At 61.0% G+C, this 7,618-nt stretch carries 6 protein-coding genes; 3 read left to right on the top strand and 3 right to left on the bottom strand.

The genetic code is table 11. The annotated features are described in order from the left end of the window. On the top strand, window positions 1-464 hold a 464-nt coding region (locus DX909_RS27625; RefSeq protein WP_164851432.1), incomplete at its 5' end, for a PLP-dependent transferase. 101 nt (window positions 465-565) lie between these two features. Here DX909_RS27625 and DX909_RS29690 read toward each other — a convergent pair. Both DX909_RS29690 and DX909_RS27620 read right to left on the bottom strand, forming a co-directional pair. Then, window positions 566-706, bottom strand: a complete 141-nt coding sequence (locus DX909_RS29690; protein ID WP_164851431.1) for a hypothetical protein — start codon at window positions 704-706, stop codon at window positions 566-568. A gap of 126 nt (window positions 707-832) precedes the next feature. Further along, a complete protein-coding gene (locus tag DX909_RS27620) occupies window positions 833-2,047 on the bottom strand; it encodes an aminotransferase class V-fold PLP-dependent enzyme (RefSeq protein ID WP_128548492.1) in 1,215 nt (404 codons plus the stop codon). 185 nt (window positions 2,048-2,232) lie between these two features. Here DX909_RS27620 and DX909_RS27615 point away from each other — a divergent pair, with 185 nt between their 5' ends. Next, window positions 2,233-2,676, top strand: a complete 444-nt coding sequence (locus DX909_RS27615; RefSeq protein ID WP_128548491.1) for a hypothetical protein — start codon at window positions 2,233-2,235, stop codon at window positions 2,674-2,676. Between the two features lie 305 nt (window positions 2,677-2,981). On the opposite strand, the gene DX909_RS27610 is transcribed toward DX909_RS27615, so the two are convergent. After that, window positions 2,982-4,325: an amidohydrolase family protein gene (locus DX909_RS27610; RefSeq protein WP_128548490.1), complete on the bottom strand. Its 1,344-nt coding sequence runs from the start codon at window positions 4,323-4,325 to the stop codon at window positions 2,982-2,984. A 280-nt stretch (window positions 4,326-4,605) separates the two neighbouring features. On the opposite strand from DX909_RS27610, the gene DX909_RS27605 reads away from it, so the two are divergent. Next, window positions 4,606-7,473 carry a PVC-type heme-binding CxxCH protein gene (locus tag DX909_RS27605; protein WP_128548489.1) on the top strand — a complete coding sequence of 956 codons (2,868 nt, stop codon included), beginning with the start codon at window positions 4,606-4,608 and terminating at the stop codon, window positions 7,471-7,473. The last annotated feature ends 145 nt before the right edge of the window (window positions 7,474-7,618 follow it).

Raw genomic sequence — 7,618 nt, 5'->3', positions numbered from 1 at the left:
ACTCCTTTTTGCTGCTGCAGGGCCTCGAAACCCTCTCGCTGCGCATGGACCGGACGGTGCAGAACGCCCTGGCCCTGGCCGAGTGGCTGGAGCAGCATGAGCAGGTGGAGTATGTCAACTATCCGGGACTGGCCAGCAGCCCGTACCACGAACTGGCGACGAAGTACTTCAAACGCGGCTTTGGCGGGGTGTTCACCTCCAAGGTAAAAGGCGGCCGGGAAGCGGCCGATAAATTCGTCGACAGCCTGAAGCTGGTCAGTCACCTGGCCAACGTAGGCGACTCCAAGACGCTGATCATCCACCCGGCTTCGACCACCCACCAGCAGCTCAGCGAACACGAACAGGCTTCGGCCGGCGTTGAAGCCGGGATGCTGAGGATCTCGGCCGGAACCGAACACCTCGACGACATCCGGGCCGACCTGGAACAGGCCTTCGCCAAAATCGCTGAACCGGTTATGGCTTGATCGTCACTCCTCCTGCAACAGAAAAAGCCGCATTCAGCGGCTTTTTCTGTTTGGCCTTCGGCCGGTCTACCGGCCGAAGGCCTGAACGAACTTCAGGGCGTTCAGGGCCACAAGTCCCCGTCGATCTCCTCCCAGCTGATCTCATGCCCCGAACTGGTGAAATCCAGATACCGGAAGTGATCCAAACGGATCAGGAGCATTACCAGAGGAAGCAGCAACAGGCTGTTAAAAAGCATTTTCATGATGGAATGGTGTGTATTTGTTGTTTTGAAACGGAAAAATTTCCGTCGCAAAATTCCGCCAATCGTGTCAGGAAAAAATCACCCGGCTCCGGGATTTTCCGTCACCGGATTCAGTGATTTTGAGTTTTATCCGTGAAGCTCCAGCCGGATGGCATTCAGGAAAGCTGCCACGTCGCGCTCGTCGTTGTAGACGTGCGGAGCCACCCGCAGCACACGGCCCCGGGCCGAGACGGAAACCCGGCCGGCCAGCAGGGCCTGCTGCACCGCCTGCGGCTGCACCTCCCGCGTCCCGACCCGCTCCGGAAGCCAGACGCCGACGAGGTGATGGCCCCGCCCGGGCTGCTCCGGCGACCCCTCCGGCTCGATCCGGCAGCCGAGGGCTTCGAGGGCGGGCAGCGCATCGGCCAGCAGCCGGCGGCCATACTCCTGGATGCGTTCGGGTTGCCAGGCCAGCAACTGACGGAGCGCCTGCTCCAGCATCGGCATCTGAATGAAGTGGGAGTGTTCACCCATGTTGTACCGGGCCGCCTTCGGCCGGTAGGTGGGCTGGTAGTCGGTCAGGCGGTGAAACTCCTGGCTGTCGATGCGGTTCATCCAGCTTTCTTCGAGGGGGATACCCTCGTCGAAAAATCCCCCAAAGCAGGCCAGACCGAGCGTATACGGCCCCATCAGCCATTTATAAGCGGCACAGACAAGGGCGTCCGGCCGGATGCTCCGCCAGTCGAACGGCAGGGCACCGACGGCCTGCGTGCCGTCGATCACGAACAGGGCGCCCACTTCCCGCGCTCGCCGGCCCACGGCCTCCAGGTCGAAACGGTTGCCGTACATCCAGTGAACGGGCGGGCACAGCACCAGCGCCGTGTCGGGGCCGATGGCCTCCAGCAGCCGGGTGTTCCAGTCGGCGGTTTGCGGAAAACCGGTCGGCTTCGGCACGAAGGCGATCTCCAGCCGCAGTTCTTCCGCCACCCGTTTCCAGGCAAAAACGTCGCTCGGAAACTCGTCGTCGATCAGCACAATCCGCTGGCCGGGCCGCAGGCCGGGCTTCCGGTGCAGATTCCGGGCCACGATGCCCATGCCGTAGGAAACCGCCGGGATGACGGCGATCCGGTCGGGGTCGGGCTGGTTGATCAGCCGGGCGAACAGTTCGCGGACGGTGACGGCCCCGCTGAAAAAATCCGCCGGGCGAAGGCCGAAAGGGTCCGTATGCCGCCGGACGGCTTCATAGCCCGCCTGTTCGACGGCTTTGCTGAACGGAGCGCGGGTGGCGCAGTTGAGATAATGGGTATCGGGCGGCAACGAAAAGTCATTCCGCCGGCAGGAGAGGGGGTTTGTAAGCGTCATTCGGTTTCCGTTTGGGTTCACGTAAACGATAGGCTAAAGGTACGGCGGTTACCGCTGCCGCCGGAGCCTGAAACCGTGAGATTTCCCCGAAATAAAGGTCTTGTTCCCGTTGCCTTCCTCCCGTTCGTTCCGCATCTTCACCTTTTCCGATTCCTTACTTATAACCTCTTCCTTTTTCTTTAACCATGTCCAGACTTCTCCGCCTATCGCTTTCGGGCTGCCTGATGGCCCTGTTCCTTACCCCGGCTTTTGGTCAGACCCCGCACACGGTCGCCAAACAGAACGAAACCGTCTGGGTGATTGCCTACCCGGTCAAAGCCGCCAAACGTGCCCAGTACGAACGCTTTATTCATGAAATTTTCTGGCCGGGAGCCAAAAATCTGCCGGCGGCCGAACAGAAAGTATTCCGCCAGACCCGGGTCATGCATCCCACCGAGCCGGAAGCCGACGGCTCCTATTCCTACCTGTTCATCATGGACCCCGTCATCAAAGGGGCCGACTACGGCATCGAATCACTCCTGAAGAAGATGTACGGCGAAAAGAAGGCAAATGAATATTTCAAACTTTTCAAGGACGCCGTCGTCGAAAAGAATTACAAAGCCTACCGGGTGGTTCAATCCAAAGACTGAGGCCGTGCTTCTACCCCCAAGCCCCCTGAGAGGTTGTTTGGGGAAGGGTTCATCCTGAAGAACGAGGGACGCCAGACCACCCCCCGGCCGGAGCGCCGGTCCGACCCCTCCTTAGCAAGGAGGGGGAGAGTGCGCTGCCCCTTTTCAGTCCTGCGGAGCCACCCCCTCCTTAGCAAGGAGGGGGCGGGGGGTGGTCGGCGGGATGACAAAACCCTTCCCCAAACAACCTCTCAGGAGGCTTAGCATCGCAGTTTTAGCCCTGCAGCGCTAAGCCTCCTTCAGGGGGTAGGGGCCAAGGCACGACTTTACGAAACCGCGGCCACTTCCAGTTGGGAAAAGAGGTAATCCCGCGAGGCCACGGCCTGCTGCCGGACGCGGTTCCAGTCGACCTGGACCAGCTTTCCGTTCCGCTTGACGGCCTTCCCGGCGACGAAAACCGAGTCGACGTTGCCCGGATGGGCGTGCTGCACCACCTGCCCCACCGGGTTGTTCACCGGGCTGAGGTTGAGGTCGGACGTCCGGATCAGCACCAGATCGGCCTGTTTGCCCGGGGTCAGCGTCCCGACCCGGTTTTCCAGCCCGAGGGCTTTGGCCCCGTTGATCGTGGCCCATTCCAGCGCGTCGCGGGTGGTCAGGGACAGTTTCTGCGGCATTTGGCCCTGTTTCAGCAGCCGGTCGTTCTGGAGGGCGCGTTCGGTCTGAAGCGCCATGCGCATCTGCGCAAAGAGGTCCCCGCTCACGGCCGTCACCACGTCGGCACCCAGCGAGGGCCTGAGGCCATGTGCTATCGCTCTGCCGGTCACGGGCAGGCCGATCCCCATCTGCATTTCTACTTCGGGCGTTATCGAAATCGAGCCGCCCGTTCCGGCGATCAGGTCGAGTTCCTCGTCGGTCAGCCCATTGGCATGGGCAAAGTTCAGGTCCGGCCCCAGCAGCCCTTCCTGATGCAGGAGCAGCACCGGCTGGACCGGGCCGCCCCCGATGGCGTGGAGCGTGATCGGGATGCCCAGTTCGCGGGCCAGGGTTATTTCCTGCCGGACGTCGTCCATCGAGGACATTTCCGGCCCCCGGATGGCGAGGGCCATGGTGATCAGCCCGGAGCCGGAGGTGAAATACTGCGACCGCACCCGACGGGCGTCGTCCAGCAGGTGGCCGTGCGTCTGCGAGAAACCGTATCCGAACACCGCCCGGGTGCCGGATTCCTTCAGGGCCCGGATGGCCGCGTCGGCGTTCTCCGGCGTATTCATGATGTGCGACCAGTCGAGGATCGTGGTGATGCCCGCGCTCAGCGCTTCCAGCGTTCCGACCAGGTTGCCGATGTAGACGTCCTGCGGCCGGTATATGGCGCCGATGGACGGCCCGTGGTCCTCGCCTATCGTCCCGTGCATCGTCTGCATGTATTCGAGCAGGGTGGCGTCGGTGGTGATGCCCCGGATCTGTCCCTGCCAGACGTGCCGGTGGGTATCGATCAGGCCGGGAATGGCGATCATCCCGTCGGCGTCGATCTCCTCGGCCCCCGGCGCTTCCAGGTCCGGCCCGACGGCCGCAATCCGGTCGTCCTCGATCAGAAGGTCGGCCCGGGAGAAATCGCCGATGGTCCGGTCCAGCGTAATGACCTGTGCATTTCTGATAATCAATTGGTGTTTCATCGTATTTGTGTGGGGTTGTAAACGGGCACAAATCTGGAGGCTGCTTCCCGGCAATCCGGTCCCGATGTTCATAAACCGGAAGAAAAAGTCCGTGAACCGCTTGTGGCAGACGCTAAAATGGATTCCGGCCCCTTTAAGCCCCACCGGAACTGCCCGGATGGCCGGGCAGTAGGTCACCCGAAGGTCTTTATACTATGTTTTTAGCCTTTTCGGTTGTACCGCGCTGGATTTTCTCCTAATTTTAAAGTGATTATTCCTATGTACTTTATGCCTTATTGCCATGTCTGATTTCCGTTTGCGTGCCACACTCCTGTTTGCCCTGTTCCTGTTTCCCATTGCTTTCAGCCAGGCCCAGTCCTCCAAAGCCAAAGCGGCCCCGGATACCGGGAAGGTCGACCGGGAATATGCGCTGGAAGCCACGATGTTGGGCTTTTTTGCCAAAGATGGTGCCCGCAACCCGATCCTGAAAGCCAACCGGGGCGACCGCGTCCGGATCACGATCACCAACGGCGAGCAGATGACGCACGACATCGCCCTGGAGAAACTCGGTATCAAGAGCAAGACGATACAGGAGAAGGGCGCGAAGGCGAGCATCACCTTCAAAGCCGAGAAAAACGATATCTATTACTGTTCCGTCCCGGGCCACCGCCAGGCCGGAATGGTCGGCAATTTCGAAATCGTGGAGGGGGCCGTCACCAGTGAGACCGTCGCCGGCATCGTGCCGGTGAAGGACGGTCAGCCCCTGAACCTCAACTTCGAGACGGGCTCGCTGAAAGACTGGACCGTCACCGGCGACGCCTTCACCAGCCCCCTGGTCAGCCAGGATCCCTCGCCCCTGCACGAAAAGGACATGAACATCGGGTTCGGCGGGAAATACTTCCTGAGCAGCGGGGGAACGGTAAATTATAAACTGACCGGCACGCTGACTTCCGTACCGTTCAAAGTGACGCAGCCGTTTGCGGCATTCCGGGTTTCGGGCGGAGCCCTGCAGGACACCCGCGTCGAACTGGTGCAGGCCGGTACCAACAAGGTCATCTACCACATCACCGGCCAGGGCCGCGCCACGCTCCAGCCCGCCGTCGTGGACCTGCAACCGTATCAGAATCAGGAGATTTTCATCCGGATCGTCGACAACGAAACCGGGATTTCGCAGATTCCCTACATCCCGAACGACAAATGGGCGCACATCAACTTCGATGAGTTTCTGTTCTACCCGACGCGGCCCAGCTTTCCGAACGAGCTGAAGCAGCAGGACATCATCATCCTGCCGCCCCTCGACCCGGTCCTGAACGCCGGTCTTTCGGGTGTCGAAGCGGCCAAAGCCATGACGCTCCCGGCCGGTTTCAAAATCAATCTGGCGGCCGCCGAACCGGACATCGTTCGCCCAATCTGCTTTACCATCGACTGGCGCGGGCGGCTTTGGGTCGTGGAAGGGCACACCTACCCCGTTCCGGCCCCCGAAGGCCAGGGCCGCGACCGCATCCTGATCTTTGAAGACACCAACGGCGACGGCACGCTCGACAGCCGCAAAGTATTTGCCGAAGGACTGAACCTCGTCAGCGGCATCGAGGTCGGCATGGGCGGGGTCTGGCTCGGAGCCGCTCCGTATCTGCTGTTTATCCCGGCCGACTTCAAAACCGACAAACCGACCGGCCCGGCCCGCAAGCTGCTCGACGGCTGGGGCACGCAGGACACCCACGAAACGCTCAACAGCCTCCGCTGGGGACCCGACGGCTGGCTGTACGGCACGCACGGCGTCTTTACGCACTCCAACGTGGGCAAGCCCGGCGCGCCGGATTCCGAACGGACCAAACTTAACGCCGGCGTCTGGCGATTCCACCCGACCACGCAGCAGTTCGAGATCTTCGCGGAAGGCACCAGCAACCCCTGGGGTCTGGATTTCAACGACTACGGACATGCGTTCATCACGGCCTGCGTCATCCCGCATATGTACCACATGATTCAGGGCGGGCGCTACCAGCGGCAGGCCGGGAAACACTTCAATCCGTATACGTACGACGACATCAAGACCCACGCCGACCACGTCCACTGGGTGGGTGAGCGGGGGCCGCATGCCGGCAACTTCCGGTCGGCCTCGGCGGGCGGGGGTCATGCCCACGCGGGCGCGATGATCTACCTCGGCGGAAGCTGGCCGCAGGAGTATCGCAACGACATCTTCATGAACAACATCAACGGCGCCAAACTGAACCGCGACCACCCCACCCGGGCCGGTTCCGGTTATATGGTGACCCATAAGAAGGATTTTCTGTCCATGAACGATTCGTGGTCGCAGTGGCTCAACATGAAATACGACCCGAGCGGCTCGGTGTATGCCATCGACTGGTACGACAAGAACCAGTGCCACAGCCCGAACCCGGACGTCCACAACAAAACCATGGGCCGGATTTTCAGAATCGCCCACGACAACGACAAGTGGGTGAAAGTCGATCTGGCGAAAGCGTCGAATCAGGAACTGGTCAACTACCAGCTGCACGCGAACGAGTGGTATGTCCGGCAGGCCCGCCTGCAGCTGCAGGAGCGCGGCCCTGACAAAAAGGTGCACAAGGCCCTGAAGGAGATTCTGGCCAAAAACCCGGATGCGACCCGGAAGCTGCGGGCGCTCTGGGCGCTCCATGCTACCAAAGGGCTGACGGAGAAGGAACTGGAAGACCTGCTTTCCCACGAAAACGAGTACGTCCGGAGCTGGGCCATTCAGCTGCTGGCCGAAGACAAGGCGGTTTCGCCCGAAGCCCTGAAAAAGATGGCGGAACTGGCGAAAAACGACAATTCGGCCATGGTGCGGATGTATCTGGCCTCGGCCATGGGCCGGCTCGAACCGGCCCGGCGCTGGGAGGTAATGGATGCGCTCGTGCAGCGGACCGAAGACAAGGACGACCACAACCAGCCGCTGATGCTGTGGTATGCCGCCGAACCGCTGGCCGCCGTCGACATGAAGCGGGCGCTGGACATGGCCCAGAAATCGAAAATGCCCAAATTGCTTCCGTATACCGTACAGCGGATTGCGGCCATCAACACCGACGAGTCGAAAAAGCTGCTGAAGGCCTTCAACGAGCGGCTGGGTAAAATGGAGCATTCGCACGAGAACCACGAACTTCAGACCCTGATCGCCAAAGCCCTGAACGAGTAGGATGGAAACGATGATGAAGACAATTCAAAACCGGATGGGGAGGAAAGCCCTCGGGGGGCTGGCTGCCTGCTTCCTGACCCTGAGCGCCCTGGGCCAGACCGGCAATCCGCCGAAAGACTCCTCGAAAGAGGTCTTCAAAATAAAA

Origin of the sequence: Larkinella soli, assembly GCF_003703975.1 — a bacterium.
Taxonomy (GTDB): Bacteria; Bacteroidota; Bacteroidia; order Cytophagales; family Spirosomataceae; genus Larkinella; species Larkinella soli.
Note: the sequence above shows the minus strand (reverse complement) of the source record. Positions and strands in the feature narration are given on the sequence as shown.

Bases quoted from the DNA above. Each gene is read 5' to 3' on its own strand.
- DX909_RS29690 (WP_164851431.1), bottom strand. From the start codon at position 706: ATGAAAATGCTTTTTAACAGCCTGTTGCTGCTTCCTCTGGTAATGCTC.
- DX909_RS27620 (WP_128548492.1), bottom strand. From the start codon at position 2,047: ATGACGCTTACAAACCCCCTCTCCTGCCGGCGGAATGACTTTTCGTTG.
- DX909_RS27615 (WP_128548491.1), top strand. From the start codon at position 2,233: ATGTCCAGACTTCTCCGCCTATCGCTTTCGGGCTGCCTGATGGCCCTG.
- DX909_RS27610 (WP_128548490.1), bottom strand. From the start codon at position 4,325: ATGAAACACCAATTGATTATCAGAAATGCACAGGTCATTACGCTGGAC.
- DX909_RS27605 (WP_128548489.1), top strand. From the start codon at position 4,606: ATGTCTGATTTCCGTTTGCGTGCCACACTCCTGTTTGCCCTGTTCCTG.